The organism is Vibrio sp. RM-69-4, from assembly GCF_024743775.1.
GTDB classification, from domain to species: domain Bacteria; phylum Pseudomonadota; class Gammaproteobacteria; order Enterobacterales; family Vibrionaceae; genus Vibrio; species Vibrio anguillarum.
In genome coordinates this window covers 878,427-897,887 of the sequence record NZ_JAMQXI010000076.1, presented here as the reverse complement: position 1 = coordinate 897,887, position 19,461 = coordinate 878,427, and the positions used below count along the sequence as shown (strand labels likewise).

Sequence of the window (19,461 nt, the reverse complement as noted above, 5' to 3'; positions counted from 1 at the left end):
ACAACTGAATTTATTTTCAACAAGCCCGGACACTACCGGACTCCATTGTGAAGATCAAATGCATAAATTGTGCTCGAAATGCTCAAGAGAGAGCTACAGCATCGTTACTCTTTGAACATAAAAGAGATCTTTATTAAGTCATTTTTTGGTAAATTGAGAGACGCATCCCTGCTTACTTAGGTGACCACTGTTTTAGCAGTATCCATTCACCCATTACTGGTACTGAATGCATCATAACGATAGATATCATCTCGGTAGTGCAGTTCCCCACCTTCATACCAAACGGTTTGATAGATGATGTGTACGGGGATGCGCTGCTTTAATGGGATCGTGCCATTCGCTGGCCCTTCTTTACCCGTTAATTTATCACCATTAATACCTTGGGTTTCTAATATCATCGAAGCAAACTTATCGGCATTTTGTACTCGAATGCAACCCGAACTAAAGGCTCGCGACGTATTATTGAATAGGTATTTACTCGGCGTATCATGTAGGTAAATCGCTCTACGATTGGGCGTATTAAATTTATACAGACCTAACGCATTATCTTGCCCGGCTTGCTGACGCATTCGGTAGGGAAAAGAGGCCGGATTCACCGCAGACCAGTTGATGTTGCTTGGGTCAATTTGATCGTTCGAACGCCAGCTCGAAACAATATCAATATTGTGTTGACGCAAATAGTTTTGATCTTTTTTTACCATCGGCAGAATATCTTCAACCATGATTTTGTGTGGCACATTCCACGTCGGGTTTAGGATCAAAGAATCTAATTTGGTGCTCATGAGTGGCGTTTTTCGTGAAACTCGGCCCACCACCACTTTAGACTGAAAGACTTCTTTACCTAAATACCAGTAGCGCATATCAAAACTGGGAACGTTGACTACGATCTGTGTCTCTTTTGATTCTGGCCACAAACGAGTTCGCTCTGCATTTAATGCCAACATAGACAAGCGTGCCTGCAAAGACAAATTTAACCACTTTAAGGTCTCGGGGCCAATCATGCCATCAGCTTTTAAACCGTGCATCGCTTGAAACTCTTTCACAGGTTTGACCAAGCTGTTGTCATACCAAGTTACGTCGTCACGCACTGTGCTAACATCGATATTAACTAATGATAAGCGGGCAATAAGCACACTACGTTGTGAGAGCTTATCGCCAGGTTTTTTTAACCCTTTTTGGCTGTACAACGAGAGCGCTGCATTTTCAGTACTGAGCAGAAAATCATAGGCGTGTAGCAGTTGATCATAAGCCGCGTTGCTCGGCGCATAACCATTGAGCAGATCTCCGATACTGTTAACTTCCACCGCAACATGAAGAGCGAACAAGGCTTCTTGGCTTGGTGGAGCAATCGCAGAGTTGAGCTTACGTTCAAAGAACCAAGCCATACCGACTTTGGGAGCTTGCTCGGCATAACTCAAATACAAAAGTAAAGTATCGGTCGCCAGCAGATCGTATTCGTTGAACGCTTGCTGATTCCGGTACGCTTTCATTTGCGCTAACTGGCGTGAAAATAAAGGGCTAAACCCCGCTCGGCGAATCACTTCCAATTGATGTTCAAATTGACGAACAATCTGCTCATCTTGCCAAATGCGCCGATTCTCATTCTCTTGGTAAATTCGTTCGACTAAATGCGGATATTGGATAAAAGATTGCAACGAGGCATTCTCTTGCGAGACAGCAAAAGGCTGTACCTTCTCGGCAGAGTAAAGAGAAAAGCTACTAAAAATCAATAATAAAGCAAATAGGATGCTTTTACTCATTCCGATCTATCCAACAACGCTGATTCACGTTTCAGTATGGCAAAAGAAACGGCTATCTGCTAAACGTTGTTGTCGATATCAACAATATATTCATAAACTCTCATGCAATGAGAATTATCATTAAACAAATTTAGTTCGCTTACTCAGCTTTTTTGGCAAGAGTAATCAATGGCAGACCAGTGATTGTCCCATTGGACATTACTACGCGTGCGTATTTCAGGTTGAGGATAGGGTGAATTAACGACCAAGCCAGCTCCTGAACTGACTTGGAACTGCTGATCTTGCACTACCACGCCAGAAGCATCCGGCAAAGAGGCCAACTCAACCAGTTGCAATGTCTCTTTTGACCAAATACCGTAACAGTTACCACGTGGAGAAGTCGCTAAAATCCATTGGTCGGTCGCCGCAATACTGGCAATGTAATGGTTGAATCTTGCCCATTGTTCAGGCTCTGCCAAGAGCGGAATGAGTTCGCCACCTTGGTCATGTAGCGCTACCAAAGGTGGATACTCTTCCGGCTGACCTCGGTATTGTTGGCCGCACAGCACAGTATCTGCACCATCATGAGCAAGATGGCGGATGCTCAAATGGTGGTCGTTCAATATCCGTTGCTCAAGCACTTCTCCTTGATGAGAAAGGTAGGTCAAGCTCGGCATCATGCTCTCTACGTTGAGTGGCTCTCGGCCGAAAGTATGCACCCCACCTACCCCAATCGCGAGCCTGCCATCTGGCATCACAATGACTTCGTGAGGGCCAATACCAAAACCACTGAACTCAGCCACTTTTTGGTAGCTATGCTGCACATCATACACACCAATAATGCCGCGACTTGTCGCTTTCTCGCCTTCGGTTGCATAAAGCCACGCACCATCATTTGAGTAAACGCCGTGCCCATAAAAATGTCGCGTGGGTTGCGCCAGTTGCAATTTGATGAGTTCTCCATTTTGATAGTTAAACACCATCAAAAACTCACCGGGACGACGGGCAAAAGCGACCGCATGCGTCAAGGTAGGATGGATAGCAACACCGTGTCCCCTTGCAGGCAAAGGTAATTGGTGAATCGCTTGGCCTTGGGCGTCGGCTACAACGGCGCGAAACTGCGAGCCTTTATGAATAGCGCAACCAATCAAAGCGGGTTGTGGGTCGTCACGACGAGTAGTGGCGCACCCCAGCGGCAGCAGAGGCGCTGAAGTGCTCAATAACGCCGCTTTCAGCAGCGTACGTCTTGTTAGATCAGTCACCATCGGTTGCATTAAATCCTATCACTACGCCTAGCTCTACCGCGACTTCGTCATGCAGTAAATAATTGAGTTGTTCGAACTTGTTATAGAGCGCAAGCACCTCACGGTAGCCTGCTTTCGTTTGCAATAAATCAAATAAGCTGGCCGTTTGCGGCCACGTTTCCAACATCAAGGATAAATGTGCTTTTACGCGCTCGGCCATAGCGACTTGATCTCTTTCCCGCAACATCTGATCTAAACCGTCTTTTGCTAAATAGAGTGTTTGCATCGCTTGAACATTCTTTTGCAGGTTATTCAAAGAGACTTTGGCGCGCCACGATTCTGAAAAATAAGGGCGTGGCTGGCCGATATTGGCTAAGGGGCGGCTCAGTTTTTTCATGCTGTAATCAAGCTGATTGGAGAGCAGCGCAATGTATTCGGCTTGCCAAGCGCTCAGATCCAGCATCAACCATGGATTCTGTTGCCATTGCTCAGCAATCAAATGAGATTTCGTCGCCAAATTCGCGCTGATCGCTTGTCCAATCATACAGCCAGTTTCTAATTGCTGGTTTTGAAGGAGTGGCGATTGAGGGTCATAGAGTAACCATTCCAATGCGCCAATCCCCTGCACTGTGACACTCTGGTTTGCAATCTGCTCCTCACTCCAGTGCTTGCCACTGCTCGCTAACAGGCTCATTTTTCGCCCGGTAGTGTCTTTTTTATCTGGCCAAAATTGTACGTTCCAACTTTGCTCGAGTGCTTTAGCTGGCCCTCTCTCTTGCCCTTGTAAAAACATCCACGCCCCAATAGTTTGCTGCCACTGTTCTTTCAGCAAGGGCAATGCAACATCGCCCGGCTGGCATTGCTGATCAAATAATTGAGCAAGCTGGTGCGATTGTTGAGCAAAACGCTGCGCCGCAGCAAATTCAACCTCATAAACACCTTGGCTAACATGATTGTTTTTTTGCGGCTCAAGCGCTGATTTCGGCGTGGGTTGGCAAGCCGAAAGTACACTGGTAACCGCTATCGAAAATAGCAGAGGAAATTTCATGCTCGCACCCTATAAAGAATTAAGAAAAGCGATCAACGCGTTGCGTTCGCTGGCATTGAATTGACGTACTTTCTCTTTGGCACCTTGCGCTTCACCACCATGCCAAAGTACCGCTTCCATGAGATTACGCGCTCGGCCATCATGTAAAAAATAAGTATGGCCGCTCACCTCTTGCGTATAGCCGATCCCCCACAAAGGCGGGGTACGCCACTCTTGTCCATTAGCTAAGGCTTCAGGACGATTATCGGCTAACCCTTCGCCCATATCATGCAGTAGTAAATCACTATAAGGATGGATTTCTTGCTCTGACAAGGCTGGGCGATCCGTTCTTTTTACCGTTTTAAGGTCAGTGCGGTGGCAACTCTCACAGCCAACTTGTTTGAACAATGATTGACCCAGCTTCACTTGTGGATCGTCGACATTGCGACGCACTGGAACGGCTAAATGCTGAGAATAGAATTCGACAAAATCAAGAATGTTGTCACTGACCTCAGGGTCGCCGCCGTTAGGTAAGGTTTGACAGAGTGTTTGCTTCTCGGTGCAGTTTTCTTTTGGGAATAAACGGCTGGTCAATCCTAAATCGCCGTTAAACGCCGCGGCATTCTGTTGCATTAAACTAGGCTGCCCGGCTTTCCAACCAAAACGCCCGATGGCAAAATCTTTTTTTTCTACATCCCAAACACGGTTCACTTTGCCAGAGATACCATCGCCATCACTATCTTCAGGGTCTGCCATTGCTAATAAGCTGGCATCAGCAATGCTTTCAAGTAGGCCAAGGCCAATCATTGGCGGGGCGACACGCGCCGAAAACTGGGTATCAGGATGCATATCGCCATAACCAAGTTCAGCAATTTTTAAATTGGGTTTACGTAACATCACTTGGTGGCCATCCATAAAAGCAACCGCAACCTCTTGATAAGCGATTTGGATTTGTCCTTCTGCTTTTTGATCGGGCAAAGCGAAATCTTGTAACTGTCCACCATAGACGGGCTCTGGGATCCCCCCTTCTTTAGCGTAGATCGCTTTTTGTTCATCCGTCACCGCTGGAATACTCAGGCGAACCAACATCGAAACGGCATGTGTGTCATTTTTTTCTGGCGGATGGCCGCGACCATCTTTGATGTGACAATTTTGGCAACCATTGGTGTTAAAAAGCGGCCCTAAACCATCTCTTGCATCAGTGGATGATGGCGCTGGCACCCAAGGGTTACGAAAGAAACTGTTTCCCACGCTAAAATCGAGCCGTTTGCTCATCGGCAAATTGGCCGCAGGAAGCGAGTAAGCATTCGGCCCAGCTTTGGTTGTACTGGTTTTGCCACCCGATTTCACCTCATCGGCATAAACGGGGTTGGCAAACAAGGTTAGGAGCGCGACGGTAAAAAACGATCTCATTGGGCTTTTCTCAACATCTTTATTCAGTGTAAACGTGGAAAAGGGCTCATCTGAGCCCTTGGATCTTTCATCTTATTATTAGAATTCGTGGTCTGCAGTATCTGGATTAAGGTTATCAATCCCAATCACTGAAGCGGTACGTTCTATCGAAGCGGTTTGAGCCACTAAAGCCATAATGGCTCCATTGACTATCGCGTTGCCTTGAGGATTGTTAGCCGCGATCAATTGATCGAAATGCTGATTATCTTTTTCAGCCGACGTGACTAATTTACCGACTTCAGCGCGCGCACTGTCAAACTGCTTTTGAATCTCTTTGGCTGCTTGTGCATCCTTTTGTGCCACTAAATCATTCAGGCTTGGGCCTGTTAGTACCTTTCCGTCTTGACGCTGGTAAGAACCCGTATAAAGGTTGTAAATACCTTGTTCATTATAGTAATGAGAGTTATGGGTATTATCCGAGAAACAATCGTGCTCATCTTCAGTCGAGTTTGCTTCTAGCGCCACTTTCATACGCTCGCCCGCTAATTCGCCCAGTGATAAAGACCCCATACCAAATAACATCTTACGCAAACCATTGTCTGCTGATTCCGCAAGCAATTCATGACGGTAATTGGCTTTTTCATCCGCAGACCACTGTTTTTCCATCCATGCCAAATCTTGCACGAGCAGTTGAGCAGCCGCTTTTAAATATTGAGCACGGCGATCACAATGGTTATTGGTGCATTCGCTACCCACGACAAAATCCGTGTAAGCACGAGCACCGGCTCCCGCATTGGTGCCATTTAAATCTTGGCCCCACAGTAGGAACTCAATGGCATGATAACCTGAAGCGACGTTAGCTTCAGAGCCACCGATTTCGTTTAAGCTGGCAATCAGCTCTGGTGTGATAGTGGAGACATCAATCGTTGTCGCACCAATTTTCAACGTTTGGTTGGCAATGATGTTAGCGCTGGCGCCTTCATTGCCCAGTTCATATTGGTAATCGGTAGCGACGTAGTCAATCAGCCCTTCATCAAGAGGCCAAGCATTGAGTTGCCCTTCCCAATCGTCAACAACGGCATTGCCAAAACGGAAGACTTCGGACTGCTGGTAAGGCACTCGCGATGCTAACCACGCTTGTTTCACCTCTTCCAATTTAGCCGCCGAGGGTGTCATCAAGAACTGATCAATTGATTTTTCTAATGATTGAGCGGTCGTCAGCGAATCAGCAAACACGGCATGGGCAATATTGGCATAATGTTCGACCACCTGCTCCTTAGTGACGGTAGCGGCAAATGACGCACTACTTGCGATGGCAAGTGAGGCAGCAATTGACTGAATAAGAGGCGTGTTAACTTTCATGGGAGCATCCTTGTTGAGGCGATTTGAGCGTTATCTTATGGTAGTGCTAATTATTATCATTTGCACTTTTAGTCGCCGATAATACAAATTATCCATTTTTTTGCAAGGTAAAAACGCCAAAAACCTCACCGAAATGAGGTTTTTGGCTATCATCTATAAATCTGAATTATAGTTTTAAGTTGTGTTTGCCATGGGAGACTTTGGCCTTGAGGTAATTTTCATTACCCGACTTAATATGTGCCGCGGTATTCACGACCTCTACAATTTCAATACCATGCTCCTTCAGCTCACGACTTTTTTTAGGGTTATTAGTGACTAAACGAATCTTGGTCACATTTAACGCTTTCAACATCTGCGCCGCTTCAGTGAAATCACGCAGGTCGTCACCAAAGCCAAGATGATTGTTGGCTTCATAGGTATTCATCCCCGCACTTTGTAAGCGATAGGCATCAATTTTGTTGTACAGACCAATGCCTCGACCTTCTTGACGCAAATAGAGGATAATGCCGCCAACTTCACCCATTTTATTAATGGTTTCTTCTAATTGTTCACCACAATCACAGCGTGATGAGTGAAAAACATCGCCCGTTAAACACTCTGAATGCATACGGACTAAAGGAGTTTCCTGAGTAACATCTGCGGATTTAAAAATGACCGCAACATGTTCTTTGTCTGTTTTCAGTCCTCTAAAAGAGAGTATTTCGGCGTCAATATTGCTTTTTAGACCGACTTTGAAATCCACTCTGGCTCGTACTTCCGCCATATCTACACTCACTTGAATAATTGCTTGTTGCAATGCTGAATTGATTTGCATTCGAATTGACCCATTGATGACCTAACTATGGGGATAGATACTCCCCTTTTCAATAAAAAGATCACTTGCTGAGAAATGTTATAATATAACAATTCTCAGCAATCAAAAGAAAAAATCTCACCACTTCACGTTATCTTGTTCAGTTCAAAGACAAAACACGTTGATTATTAGACTATATTCCATAGTCAGGACTCACACTCAACATCCAAAATAAGGAAAAATCATGCTGATAGGTTTCGACATTGGTGGCACCAAAATTGAAATTTGCGTACTGGATAAATCAGGAAACACCCTCTTTAAACACCGAACCCCTACCCCACATGAGTACGAGCTTTTTCTAAGTACCTTATGCCAACTGGTTGCAATGGCAGAAAGCGAAACGCAAACTCACTGCCAAATCGGGATTGGACTTCCCGGAGCCATCAGCCCAGCGACAGGGCTTATCAAAAATGCCAATTGCACTTTTTTAAATGGTCGAGATTTAAAAGCCGATCTGTGCGCTCGTCTGCAACGCAACGTTGTGATTGCCAATGATGCCAATTGCTTTGCGCTGTCTGAAGCGGTCGATGGTGCCGCCAAAGATGGCAACGTAGTCTTTGGCGCGATTTTGGGCACAGGTTGCGGTGGCGGTATTGTGATCAACAAGCAGGTATTGGTCGGTGCGAACGCCGTATGCGGTGAGTGGGGGCACAATCCGCTGCCAAGTTTTACCAGTGAACGTGATGGGCCTACTCGCCACTGTTATTGCGGACGCGATAACTGTATTGAACTCTTTATCTCCGGTTCTGGCTTAACAAAGAGTGCTCAGTTGATTGGTCAACAAGAGTGGAATGCAGCCGAAATTATCACTCGCTACCAGCAGCAAGACCCACAAGCAACAAAGCTTTATCAACAATTGATTGATCAAATGGCGCGCAGCTTTGCTTGCATCGTCAATGTGTTGGATCCTGATGTGATAGTGCTTGGCGGAGGATTATCAAACGTAGCATCGCTGTATGTTGATCTACCTCGGGCAACAGCGAACTACGTTTTTTCTGATAGTGCACAGATTGTGTTTACCCAAGCAAAATATGGTGACAGCAGCGGCATCCGTGGTGCAGCTTGGCTAGGTTTGAACTAGCAGAAAGTGGTTAAAGTCACAACTTTAGTCATCGAAAAATTAAGTAAAGCAAGTGTTTTACATATCAAATGACTGATATTTAAAACATATACTCCTAATTCTATTTATATTTCATCCCAGCACACAAATACAAATGATAGTAATTACCATTTAGATCCAATATCATTGCGCACAGCTTGAATCTGTTATTGATGAATAAGGTAATAACTCAGATGTACACTAAAACACTACTATCAGCCTCAATATTACTAGCGCTTTCCCCTGCAGCTCTCGCAGAAGAAGTTTCTCGATTCGATGAGGTCGTTGTTTCGGCAACGCGAACTTCTCAAACTATCGAAAATACCGCCGCTTCTGTTGCTGTCGTTTCGAGCAAAGACATTGAAGCCAATATGGCAAAAGATGTCGCAGCTATCCTTGAATATACCCCTGGAGTTTCAACCAATAGCTCATCTCGCCAAGGTGTACAGACCATCAATATTCGCGGCGTAGAAGGTAATCGAATCAAAATCATGGTTGATGGAGTCACACAAGGCCAAGCATTCGACGGAGGTCCTTACTCTTTTGTCAATTCGAGCGCTATCAGTATCGATCCCGATATGGTAAAGAGTGTTGAAGTCATCAAAGGTGCGGCGTCAAGCCTTCACGGCAGTGATGCCATTGGTGGTGTCGTCGCTTTTGACACCAAAGATCCTCGTGATTTCCTAAAAGGAGACGCAACCACAGGCGGACAAGCAAAGCTTTCCTACTCTTCAGAAGATAAATCTTTCAGTGAACATATTGCCATTGCAAATAGAAGTGGCAATTTAGAGACCTTGGTCGCCTATACTCGCCGTGATGGACAAGAGCAACAAAATTTTGCAGATCGTAAAGAAAATTATTCGATAGAGAGTCAAGATAGTGCAAAAAATGACTTGCTACTTAAGCTCCAATATCAACTGAGCGATGCTCACCGTTTGGAGTTCTTTGGTGAAGCACTGCATAACAAAACAGATTCTGATATCGCTCATTCCAGTTACAAAAACTATCATGGTCAAGATACAACGAAACAGTATCGCCTTGGCATCAAACACATTTGGCTAGCTGACTCTGCCATCGCAGACAGCATCACTAGCCGAGCATCTTGGCAAAGCAAAGAAGATAACGGCTTAACGCACCGTTTTCAGCCAGCATCGTCAGGAAGGCCTCCTTACACTCCAGCCAATGCGGACAACCAACAAACCAAAGATTACTTCTATAATGAAGATAAAATTGAATTAGAAACGCAACTGGATAAGTTAGTTACCTTAGGTCAAACCGAACATAACTTTATTTATGGTTTAAGTTTTGCCAGTAGCGATATTTCAAATACCAATACAGAACTCAACTCGGATCCTGCCACGCCAAATCAAGTTTTGGTTTATACACCGGATGCTACAGACCAAAAAATCGGCCTCTTTGTTCAAGATGAGATCACCCTTTTGAGCGGTAATTTGACTGTCACACCAGGCCTTCGTTATGATTCATTTAGCACCGATCCCGGTGGTAGCACCACAGAACCCCTCGTTAAATTTGACGATTCAGCACTCACCAGCCGTCTTGGTGCACTGTACCGCATCAATAATCAACATTCGGTATTTGCTCAAGTCAGCCAAGGTTTCCGTGCCCCTAACTTTACTGAGCTGTACTACACGTATGACAACATTGCTCACAATTATGTGAACGATCCAAACCCATACCTTAAGTCAGAAAAAAGCTTGGCCTATGAATTGGGTTATCGTCACAATACAAACTCCTCGGCAACTGAAATTTCTGCATTTTATAGCGATTATGATGATTTCATTGAACAAGTCATAACAAAGAAGGAGAACAAGATAGAGCACTACTCTTATGTCAACTTAAGTGAAGCGACGATCAAAGGGATTGAATTATCAAATCAATTAAAATTGGATCAATTAATTGGAGCCCCGAATGGTATGTCAACACGCCTAGCGGCAAGTTATAGCAAAGGTGAAGATGGTAACGGACGTCCATTGAACAGCGTAAACCCATGGAATGTTGTCGCAGCACTAAATTATGATGATGACAGTACCACTTGGGGGACTAGCCTGAAGTTAAATTATACTGCAGCGAAATCAGCCAGTAATATCAACCGTGATAAGCTTAATAGCGGCACAAAAAACCAAGTTGAACTGCCGAGTGCGACCATTGTTGATATCACCGCTTACTTTAAACCAATGCAAGATGTCACGATTACTGCGGGTATATTTAACTTAACCGACAAAGAGTACTACCGTTGGAATGATATCCGCGGTAAAACAAGCTTAGATAACGACTACTCTCAAGCTGAGCGTAACTATGCTATTACCGCTAAATATGAGTTTTAGCGATTAAACCATTATTCACAAAGCCAGCGTTATGCTGGCTTTGTTGTTCCATGAACTCCTCAATAAAAAAGGCTAGATAACTAGCCTTTTCTTCCAATGTCCAATGTATCTTGAGCGATTAAGATTACGCGTTGGAAATTTTCTTATGCCCTTCATCAAGGTGCACAAAATCAACCATGTCATCACCAGACACTTGATACGCCTGGCCAAAGCCTTTCACATAAAGACCTTTTTCTACTTTCAATTGGAATACAGCAAAGTCTTGCAGCTGGCTTAAGCCGTCAATGATCTCACCAAAACGAGCTTGCATTTGGCCAATGACTTGCTGCCATAATGGCGTTTCACGTGGTACAACACTCGCAACGGCGTCAAACGTCAACCGTTGACGGGCAAAAATCTGTTTTGATGAACCTTCGTCTGCAATCATCATCAAGGAGACGTGCGGGTTCACCTCCAAGTTACGCGCGTGACGAGCGATGTGCGAAATCAGCACAAAGTAACCTTCTTGGTTTTGCACAAATGGCGCGTAGCTCACATTCGGACGGCCTTCCGCGTCCACCGTAGCCAATTGCAATGTACGACGTTCTTGACGAAACTCTTGGATTTCAGGCTCCAATCGTCCTTGTAATCGCTCTTGTTTGATCTGCTGATCCATGACTTTCTCCTCGGCCCTTTCGCACTGTGTTCAGGGCTTATCGTTATATCAATATTATTGGTTGGAATGGACGTCTTGTTGTAATGCTTTAAAACGTGCGACTTGCTCTGCAATCAGTTCACGTTTTTCATCTCGGCCTAGATAAATTTTAAAAATGTTATCGCCTTGCTCACTAAAGAAACCAAAGTAATGACTTTCACGTCCCATAAAAGGCTTGCTGACTAAAGCAACGTGCTGGATGGATTCCAATTTTAAGTGGCCGTGTAACTCGCCCTCTTTACCCATCAAGTTATAATAGCCACGAGCCAACTTCCCTTTTGGAAAAGGCGCTTTCACTTCAAATATAGAGCCAAAAGAGTGGACAATCGTTGTGACCATTCCCCAATCCGCTAGTGATTCCAACAGCGATTGAGCTTGAGCCCCATCAACAATCGCAACCATCTCTTCAGGCAATGCCTGCACCACTTCAAATTCAGTCACATTCAACTCTTGCGCCATCGATGCCGGCAATAAGGTCGGTTGTTGCTCTAATAAAGAGGCCACTTTCTGTTCAAGTAAATCCATATTCATTTCCAGTTTGCTATCAGTGTTGAATCACTGTGTGTTAAATCCGTGCGTTCCGTAAATTCGTTATGTAAAACTTTAATGCATGATTGCGCCAAACTTACGGCCCAAAATCCACCCGCCAAAGTGGAGACTAGATAATCCTCTTCTAGTTTAACTAAACCTGCCTGCTGCCAATGCTGAAGCAGCGGCGTTAGGTAGTCAAAGCAATCCAATCCCATAAAATTGGGTAAGGCTTTACGCGCTAACACGCCCCGGTCAAAGCCTGATTTAATCGCGGCAAAGACAGGCTCTAGTGCGTGTTGTTTCATCATCATGGCGAGCGGAGGCTGTTGCTGTTTCATCGCTTCCATATACGCTTCAAGACTGCGATGCTGCATCATGCTGTATCCACCAACATTACCTCCTGCGCCGCAACCTACTGGCAACACCTCTGCAAAGGTTTTTGCTAGGCTGTTGTATTGGCTGCGCTCTCGGTTATCTTTCGCCCAATGGTTGACACTCAGCGACTTGAAATGGTGTTTGGCAAAAAATTGAACGCCAATTTGGTACATGCTGGCTTTGTCTGGTGTGGTAGCAGGGGCGGGTATTTTCCCTTTCTCAACCAAATTCAATATTGGTGCGCTACCTGAAACTAATAACTGATACAAATCGATACCCTGTGCCCCTGTGCTGACGAAGTCATGCAAATCTTGCTCGAAAACGTCCAAGGTTTGATAAGGCAAGCCATATAATAAGTCGAGAACAATGGGTGCTTCTTCTCTTTCACTCAAATTCGTGATGCGCTCTAACACGACTTCACGATCATCAAGACGTTTTGCACTGCGGCGAACTTGAGTATTAAAGCTTTGAATACCAAATGAAAAACGGTTGAACCCACCTTCAAGCGCACTCTCAAACATTTCATCACTGAAACGGTTAATACGCCCTTCTAAAGTGATTTCACAATCATTTGATAATGGATATAGACGACGAATGCTCTGGCCTAACTGCTGTATTTGTTGCGCTGAGAGATCGGTCGGTGTACCACCACCAATATAAACCGCATGAAATAAACCTGATTGTGTCCAAGCCAATTGGGATTTTTGCTCAAGCTCAAGCATCAACGCTAAGAAGTAATCATCGACTAAACTTCGACTCGCGGCATTTTGAAAGAAGTTACAAAATGTGCAGCGTACTCGGCAAAAGGGAATATGGATGTATAAACAGCGTTTATTGGCGCGCTCACTGCTCTGCGACGTTAATTGTTGCCATAATCGAGGTTGCTGCTCCGCACCAATGGGAGTCGCCACTCCTCCCGCATGAGCGGAGTGTTTTTGACCAAAAGCAAAACGCAGTGGGTCGTCTGTTCTCGCCCCCAAAACGGATTCATCATATTTATCTAAATTCATCACAATATTCATAGAAAACCTAGGCGTAATGAGAGGTTATTACGCGCATTCTTTAATTCGTAAAATCATAATTTGATGCAAATGATAATGCAATTGATAATTGATCTTATTTGAATGATAAGTAATAATCCTCTCTCTGAACACTTTGTTTTTATATGGAGTACAACGTGAATTTCACTAGATATCTTGTCGCTGGCAGTCTATCTCTCGCGATTCACGCGGCGATCTTGTTTGTTGATGACGAATCAAAAGTGTTTGCCATGCCTGCGGGAAATCAATCCACCTCAGTGTCGATTAACTTTGTGGCTCAACCTCAAGCTCAGGTAGTACAAGAGCAAGCAACAAAAACCCCACCTCCAGAAAAGAGAGCCAACAAACCCAAACCAGCAAAAAAAGAGCCGCAAAAAGTGGTGCAGAAAAAGAGCCTGTCAAAACCGGTAAAAGACAAACCGGTGCCTAAAATACCGACAAAATCAGCACAAGTGCAAACTCCTGTAAAGGAAGCTGTGACATCCTCTACAGAGAATGAAAATAGCGCTGAATCGACACCGAAAACCGCCGCCGCCCCAAGCAGCAGCGGCGCAACTAATCAACCGAAATTAGTCGATGCGCCATCTTTTGTTACTCGCCCAGCCCCTCCTGTTTATCCAAGGCTTGCACAAAAACGAGGAATTGAAGGGGTCGCTATGTATGAGGTGTGGTTAGACGAAAACGGCCGTCAAATCAAACAGGTTTTGCTCTCTTCGTCGGGCGCGGCGCTGCTGGATGAATCGGCTCTTAATGCCATCAAACAATGGAAATTCTCTCCTCAAGTGGTGAACGGTGAAAAAATAGCCCACCGAGTGCAAATCCCAGTACGTTTTAAATTGGAAGGATAATGGAACTACTTACTCAACTAGAACAACAACTTGGCCTGATGGCCTGGCCTCTTTTTGTCTGCTCAGCACTTGCGACAATGATCATTACTGAACGGCTTTTCCAAGTACTGCTTAGCCTTGGTGTTGGAAAAGGTGCGATCGGTAGTGCGCTCAACCAAATATCACCGACCAATACAGCGCAAATTGAGGCGTTAGCCAGTGAATTTTCCAGCAAGCGCCCATTGCTTTATAAAGGGGTTGCCATGCTACTTGCTCATCACGATTTCTCTAAAGGATTACGTGAAGATGCGGCGGGCATTTGGTTGCAAGAAAAGCGTCATCAACTGCATTCTGGACTGCGTATTTTATCTTTGATTGGTGTGATCAGCCCGCTGCTAGGCTTACTTGGCACTGTGTTAGGTTTGATTGAAATGTTCAAAGGGGTGGCGCTCTCTTCTGGCAATATTACGCCAAACGACCTTGCGGATGGCCTAGGCATTGCGATGCGAACCACGGCTGCAGGTTTGCTGATCGCGCTTCCCGCAATTACCGGCGCTCAATTGCTTGGCGTATGGGCTGACAGAGTGATGGCAAAACTTGAGCACACACTAAATTATGTCAACTTATGGCTCGAAGGTGTTTCTTTACAGCATGATTGCACCACCAAACAAGAGCGTGTAGCTAAGTATGAAGACGTCTCTGATAATGATGTGGTTAATGCATCATGATTAAAACGCCGCACTCTCACCCATCCGCATTAATGCCAGATTTAACGCCATTGTTGGATATCATTTTTATTGTCATGGTGTTTTTACTGCTTACAGCCGCGGTTAAATTTGAGTCATTAGACGTTTCACTGCCAACAACCGACTCACCCACCGTGAGTGAAGTGAACAAGCAGTCAATCACAGTGAATCTTCTGGCGCACGAACCTTACTGGGCTATCGATGGCAAACAGTATATCGATTGGAATAATTTCACATTGGCGTTGTTAGAGCAAAGCAAAGCGAGTGATCGCCCGATCGTGATTGGCGCAGACAAAACCGCCGAAGTGCAGCAGTTGGTTAAATTGCTGGCGTTCTTGCAAGACAATGGCATCGCTGCCACTCAGTTATTAACCGACCATCCCCAATAGCCTATTCATACGCGCTTTTAAAAACCGTATGATTTTCATGAGTACAACACGATGACACACAAATCTCTTTCTCATTGGCTTGTTGCCATAACGCTCTTCATCTTCTCACCTTGGCTCTGCGCGCAAGAACGGATTATCAGTGCGGGCAGCGCGGTGACCGAAATCCTCGTTGCGTTAGGCGCACAAGATAAACTTGTTGCGGTCGATGTCACCAGTGAAATTCCAAACGATCTTGCTCTCCCAAAAATCGGTTATCATCGCCAATTATCCGCAGAAGGATTATTAGCCTTAGCACCAACACAATTGATTGGTTCTAGTGAAATGGGGCCAGAAAGCACATTGCAACAGCTTAAAGGCGCTGGCGTTAACGTCGAGGTGGTGAATGATGAATCCACACCACAGGGGTTGTTGGCACGCATTGACCAAATCGCGACGCTCGCTGATGCAAAGCCTCAAGCTAAAGCGCTCAAACAGCAAGTTCAAAGCACAATAGCGGCGTTAATCCACCATCAATCTACCCACAAGACTCCGAAAAAGGTGCTATTTCTTCTTATCCACGAAGGAAGAGCAGCTAACGTGGCGGGCAGTGACACCACGCCAAACAGCATTATTGAGTTGGCTGGCGCGGTTAACCCAGCCGCTGAACAAGTGACGTCTTATAAACCACTGTCGATGGAAGCGATAATTGAGATGCAACCAGACGTGATTTTAGTCAGTGGCCGCAGTTATGAAAAACTCGGAGGAGCAGACGCCATTTTGCAATCCATACCGACGTTAGTAGCAACTCCGGCTGGGATAAATAAGCAGATCATCACCATCGATGGCCACGCTCTCGTCGGCGGGTTAGGCCTTAAAAGCTTGGCTGAAGCGCAACGTCTAAACGCATTGCTCTATCCTTAAGGAGCTTATTTTGTTACGTCATCTCTCAAAAAATGTGGTGAATGCAACGCTGTTAGTTTTGGTAATCTTAGTGAGCCTTTATTCTGTCACCGTTGGTCCAATGAATATCAGCTTCAGTGACAGCATAAAAAGTCTCGTGCTGCACTCCAATGACATTGCCGCGCACATCAATTTAGTCATCCACGAAATACGCTTTCCGCGTACCCTGCTCTGCTTGTTGGTCGGCGCAATTTTGGCGCTGTGCGGAACGGTGATGCAAGGCTTGTTTCGTAATCCATTAGCTGAGCCTGGCATTATCGGTGTTTCGGCAGGTTCAGCCCTCGGAGCCGCACTTGCGATTGTGCTATTCGCCAATTTAGCGCTGTTTTCCAACCCGTGGATGAGCGCTGCGGTGGTACCTATTTTTGCCTTTTTAGGCGGTGCATTGACTACCTTGTTGGTTTATCGATTAGGCACCAGTAAATTTGGTACTTCCGTCACCATCATGCTACTCGCAGGCGTCGCCATCAGCGCGCTATCGGGGGCGGGTATTGGCTATTTGAATTATGTTGCAGACGATCAAATGCTACGCGATCTCTCATTGTGGTCAATGGGATCACTGGCGGGTGCAAACTGGCAAAATATTCTCTTGTGCGCTGTGACCTTACTGCTGCTGCTCGTCTGTTTCTCCCGTCAAGCGATGGCGCTCAACGCACTATTACTTGGCGAGTCTGAAGCGCGTCATCTAGGCATTTCTGTGCAACGGCTTAAACGTTCAATGATTTTACTCAGCGCACTCGGCGTTGGAGTGACCGTCAGCGCGGTGGGTATGATTGGTTTTATCGGTTTGGTCATCCCTCATCTAGGCCGGATGCTGGTTGGCCCCGATCACCGTAGTTTGATCCCCATTTCGGCTTTACTTGGTGCACTCTTACTCACTGTCGCCGATATGTTTGCCCGTATAGCAGTGGCACCTGCGGAGCTGCCTGTCGGGATTGTGACTGCGCTGGTGGGTGCACCTTTCTTCCTTTATCTTCTGTTTCAACAAAAAGGCAAAGTATTTTGAGTACAACGGCAGCGATCCAAGCCAGTAATATATCGGTTAAATTTGGCCATCGAACCATTTTGGATAAGATTGATATTGAGATTTTTTCAGGTCAAGTCACAGCGTTACTTGGCCCCAATGGTGCTGGAAAAAGTACCTTGCTGAAAATACTCAGCGGTGAAATCTCATCAACAGGCAAAATGGCTTACTTCGGTGTTCCGCAAGCACTGTGGCAACCGAATGAGTTAGCAAAGCACTTGGCTATTCTTCCGCAGCAAAGTACGTTGAGCTTTCCTTTTATCGCTCAAGAAGTGGTGGAATTAGGCGCACTGCCATTAAATTTAAGCCACCAACAAGTCAGTGAAGTGGCGCTACACTACATGCAACAAACCGATATCAGCGATAGAGCGAACAATCTCTACCCGGCTTTATCGGGTGGTGAAAAACAACGTTTACATCTGGCGCGGGTATTAACTCAACTTCACCACTCCGGTGACAAAAAAATCCTGATGCTGGATGAACCAACGTCAGCGTTAGATCTGGCTCACCAGCACAATACACTGCGCATTGCACGTTCATTAGCACGCCAAGAGCAGTGCGCTGTTGTCGTCGTGCTGCACGATCTCAACCTTGCGGCTCAATATGCAGATCGTATGGTGATGCTGCACAATGGCAAACTGGTTTGCGATGCCCCACCTTGGGAAGCGCTCAATGCAGAAAGAATTGAGCAGGTGTATGGCTACTCGTCACTTGTCGCCGCGCATCCAACCATGGATTTCCCAATGGTCTACCCCATCTAATATTGTCCTTAATAATTGTCCGTATTTGTGGGCGCGTCCCTTCGCTATAATGCGCCCCAATTCTTCATATCGTTTTTTAAAAGGTACCCCATGAGTCAGTACGTCGTCTGTGCACTCTATAAGTTTGTTGAACTCAATCACTACCAAGAGCTGCAAGCACCGCTTCTTGAACTAATGGAGGAAAACCAAATTCGTGGCACGCTATTATTAGCCAGTGAAGGAATTAACGGCACTGTGGCATCAACACGCAAAGGGATAGATGTGCTACTGGCTTGGCTTGATGCTGAACCGAACTTGAAAGGCACGGTTTACAAAGAATCACAAGCCTCAGAGCAGCCATTTAACCGTACCAAAGTGAAGCTAAAAAAAGAGATTGTCACTATGGGCGTTGAAGGCATTGACCCTCGTCACGTTGTGGGCACTTACGTGAAACCAGAAAACTGGAATGCGCTAATTTCAGACCCTGATGTGCTGGTTGTCGATACCCGTAATGATTATGAAATCCAAATCGGCACCTTCAAAAATGCGCTTAACCCACACACTGAAACCTTTCGTGAGTTTCCTGATTATGTGAAGAAGAACCTCGCACCAGAGAAACACAAAAAAGTCGCGATGTTTTGTACTGGCGGGATTCGCTGTGAAAAATCCACGGCTTATTTAAAAGGGCAAGGGTTCGATGAGGTGTACCATCTCGAAGGTGGCATTTTGAAATACTTAGAAGAAGTGCCGCAAGAAGAGAGCTTATGGCAAGGTGACTGCTATGTGTTTGATGGCAGAGTGGCTGTAGGGCACGCTTTAAAAGAGAGTCACTACGATGTATGTAACGCTTGCCGTTTGCCGATTACCGATGAAGACAAACAGAGCGAAGTCTACGAGCAAGGCGTCAGTTGCCCATCCTGCTTCGGTACTCACTCTGCGGAACAACTGGCCCGTTTCCGTGAGCGAGAAAAACAAGTTCAGCTCGCAAAACAGCGTGGAGAAGCACACATTGGCGGTGATACCGCATCACTGATCGAGCAAAAGCGTGCGCAAAAATTAGCACGCAAAGCTGAGCAGCGCGGCTCGAAGCGCTAA

18 protein-coding genes are annotated in these 19,461 nt (G+C 45.6%); 9 read left to right on the top strand and 9 right to left on the bottom strand.

Annotated elements, in window-relative coordinates:
* Positions 1-206 precede the first annotated feature (206 nt).
* The 6 genes from NB504_RS16255 to ribA form a co-directional block, all read right to left on the bottom strand.
* The gene (locus NB504_RS16255) at positions 207-1,760 is read right to left on the bottom strand and encodes a murein L,D-transpeptidase (protein ID WP_094123355.1); all 1,554 of its coding nucleotides are present in this window, start codon (positions 1,758-1,760) and stop codon (positions 207-209) included.
* A 143-nt stretch (positions 1,761-1,903) separates the two neighbouring features.
* Positions 1,904-3,004 carry a DUF1513 domain-containing protein gene (locus NB504_RS16250; RefSeq protein ID WP_258429315.1) on the bottom strand — a complete coding sequence of 367 codons (1,101 nt, stop codon included), beginning with the start codon at positions 3,002-3,004 and terminating at the stop codon, positions 1,904-1,906.
* The gene (locus NB504_RS16245; protein WP_258429314.1) at positions 2,994-4,031 is read right to left on the bottom strand and encodes an imelysin family protein; all 1,038 of its coding nucleotides are present in this window, start codon (positions 4,029-4,031) and stop codon (positions 2,994-2,996) included. The genes NB504_RS16250 and NB504_RS16245 overlap by 11 nt, the downstream gene beginning before the upstream one ends.
* A gap of 9 nt (positions 4,032-4,040) precedes the next feature.
* Entirely contained in the window at positions 4,041-5,423 is a 1,383-nt protein-coding gene (locus NB504_RS16240) for a di-heme oxidoredictase family protein (RefSeq protein WP_258429313.1), read from the bottom strand.
* A gap of 78 nt (positions 5,424-5,501) precedes the next feature.
* On the bottom strand, positions 5,502-6,764 hold the full coding sequence (locus tag NB504_RS16235) for an imelysin family protein (RefSeq protein ID WP_019282386.1): 1,263 nt from the start codon (positions 6,762-6,764) through the stop codon (positions 5,502-5,504).
* A 166-nt stretch (positions 6,765-6,930) separates the two neighbouring features.
* Positions 6,931-7,578: a GTP cyclohydrolase II gene (gene ribA, locus NB504_RS16230; RefSeq protein WP_013856740.1), complete on the bottom strand. Its 648-nt coding sequence runs from the start codon at positions 7,576-7,578 to the stop codon at positions 6,931-6,933.
* Positions 7,579-7,801: 223 nt separating this feature from the next.
* Here ribA and NB504_RS16225 point away from each other — a divergent pair, with 223 nt between their 5' ends.
* Both NB504_RS16225 and NB504_RS16220 read left to right on the top strand, forming a co-directional pair.
* Positions 7,802-8,698: an ROK family protein gene (locus tag NB504_RS16225; protein WP_047691821.1), complete on the top strand. Its 897-nt coding sequence runs from the start codon at positions 7,802-7,804 to the stop codon at positions 8,696-8,698.
* A gap of 212 nt (positions 8,699-8,910) precedes the next feature.
* Complete coding sequence (locus NB504_RS16220; RefSeq protein ID WP_258429312.1) at positions 8,911-11,061, top strand: TonB-dependent hemoglobin/transferrin/lactoferrin family receptor; 2,151 nt, start codon at positions 8,911-8,913, stop codon at positions 11,059-11,061.
* 124 nt (positions 11,062-11,185) lie between these two features.
* Here NB504_RS16220 and hutZ read toward each other — a convergent pair whose 3' ends face one another.
* Genes hutZ through hutW form a run of 3 tightly spaced genes read right to left on the bottom strand, consistent with a single transcriptional unit; the run spans position 11,186 to position 13,683 of the window.
* Positions 11,186-11,716, bottom strand: a complete 531-nt coding sequence (gene hutZ / locus NB504_RS16215; protein WP_064625323.1) for a heme utilization protein HutZ — start codon at positions 11,714-11,716, stop codon at positions 11,186-11,188.
* Between the two features lie 54 nt (positions 11,717-11,770).
* Positions 11,771-12,280 carry a heme utilization cystosolic carrier protein HutX gene (gene hutX, locus NB504_RS16210; RefSeq protein WP_258429311.1) on the bottom strand — a complete coding sequence of 170 codons (510 nt, stop codon included), beginning with the start codon at positions 12,278-12,280 and terminating at the stop codon, positions 11,771-11,773.
* Positions 12,281-12,282: 2 nt separating this feature from the next.
* The gene (hutW, locus tag NB504_RS16205) at positions 12,283-13,683 is read right to left on the bottom strand and encodes a heme anaerobic degradation radical SAM methyltransferase ChuW/HutW (RefSeq protein WP_258429310.1); all 1,401 of its coding nucleotides are present in this window, start codon (positions 13,681-13,683) and stop codon (positions 12,283-12,285) included.
* Positions 13,684-13,838: 155 nt separating this feature from the next.
* Between hutW and NB504_RS16200 the strand changes: the two genes are divergently transcribed.
* The 7 genes from NB504_RS16200 (at position 13,839) to NB504_RS16170 (ending at position 19,461) form a co-directional block, all read left to right on the top strand.
* Entirely contained in the window at positions 13,839-14,549 is a 711-nt protein-coding gene (locus NB504_RS16200; RefSeq protein WP_208892639.1) for an energy transducer TonB, read from the top strand.
* Positions 14,549-15,256, top strand: coding sequence for a MotA/TolQ/ExbB proton channel family protein (locus NB504_RS16195; protein WP_013856734.1), 708 nt, complete (start codon positions 14,549-14,551; stop codon positions 15,254-15,256). The genes NB504_RS16200 and NB504_RS16195 overlap by 1 nt, the downstream gene beginning before the upstream one ends.
* The gene (locus tag NB504_RS16190) at positions 15,253-15,663 is read left to right on the top strand and encodes a biopolymer transporter ExbD (RefSeq protein WP_258429309.1); all 411 of its coding nucleotides are present in this window, start codon (positions 15,253-15,255) and stop codon (positions 15,661-15,663) included. Before NB504_RS16195 ends, NB504_RS16190 begins: the two co-directional genes overlap by 4 nt.
* 51 nt (positions 15,664-15,714) lie before the next feature.
* Positions 15,715-16,563, top strand: a complete 849-nt coding sequence (locus NB504_RS16185) for a hemin ABC transporter substrate-binding protein (RefSeq protein ID WP_258429308.1) — start codon at positions 15,715-15,717, stop codon at positions 16,561-16,563.
* 100 nt (positions 16,564-16,663) lie between these two features.
* A complete protein-coding gene (locus NB504_RS16180) occupies positions 16,664-17,608 on the top strand; it encodes an iron ABC transporter permease (RefSeq protein WP_232471681.1) in 945 nt (314 codons plus the stop codon).
* Positions 17,605-18,387 carry a heme ABC transporter ATP-binding protein gene (locus NB504_RS16175; protein WP_010319753.1) on the top strand — a complete coding sequence of 261 codons (783 nt, stop codon included), beginning with the start codon at positions 17,605-17,607 and terminating at the stop codon, positions 18,385-18,387. The genes NB504_RS16180 and NB504_RS16175 overlap by 4 nt, the downstream gene beginning before the upstream one ends.
* A gap of 90 nt (positions 18,388-18,477) precedes the next feature.
* Positions 18,478-19,461, top strand: coding sequence for a rhodanese-related sulfurtransferase (locus tag NB504_RS16170; protein WP_258429307.1), 984 nt, complete (start codon positions 18,478-18,480; stop codon positions 19,459-19,461).